Genomic DNA, 245 nt, shown 5'->3' with positions numbered 1-245 from the left:
CTGGTATTTTCAAGCTGAGTAAGTTGTTTCATCCAGTTGCGATTTCGCTGATAAAGAAGTTTTTCAAGTACCTGCTCAGCCCCTTGTTGAAACATTGGATCGTCGTTGAGTAAGTTAAGTAGCTTGTTGTTCTCGCCGTTATTCCAATGGCTGACTAATTGCTTGAATAAATCAGGCACTTGGTCAAAGTCATCGAGGGTTTGCTCCAGTAGCGGAACTTGAATGCTACTTAGGCTACTTAATGC

The 245-nt window shown here is 42.0% G+C and carries 1 protein-coding gene; it reads right to left on the bottom strand.

The features are described from left to right. Positions 1-245: TraB/GumN family protein (locus Q4528_RS15375; protein WP_303522576.1), on the bottom strand; the 245-nt coding region annotated here is incomplete at both ends.

Origin of the sequence: Staphylococcus pasteuri (assembly GCF_030547725.1) — a bacterium.
GTDB classification, from domain to species: domain Bacteria; phylum Bacillota; class Bacilli; order Staphylococcales; family Staphylococcaceae; genus Staphylococcus; species Staphylococcus pasteuri.
Note: the sequence above shows the minus strand (reverse complement) of the source record. Positions and strands in the feature narration are given on the sequence as shown.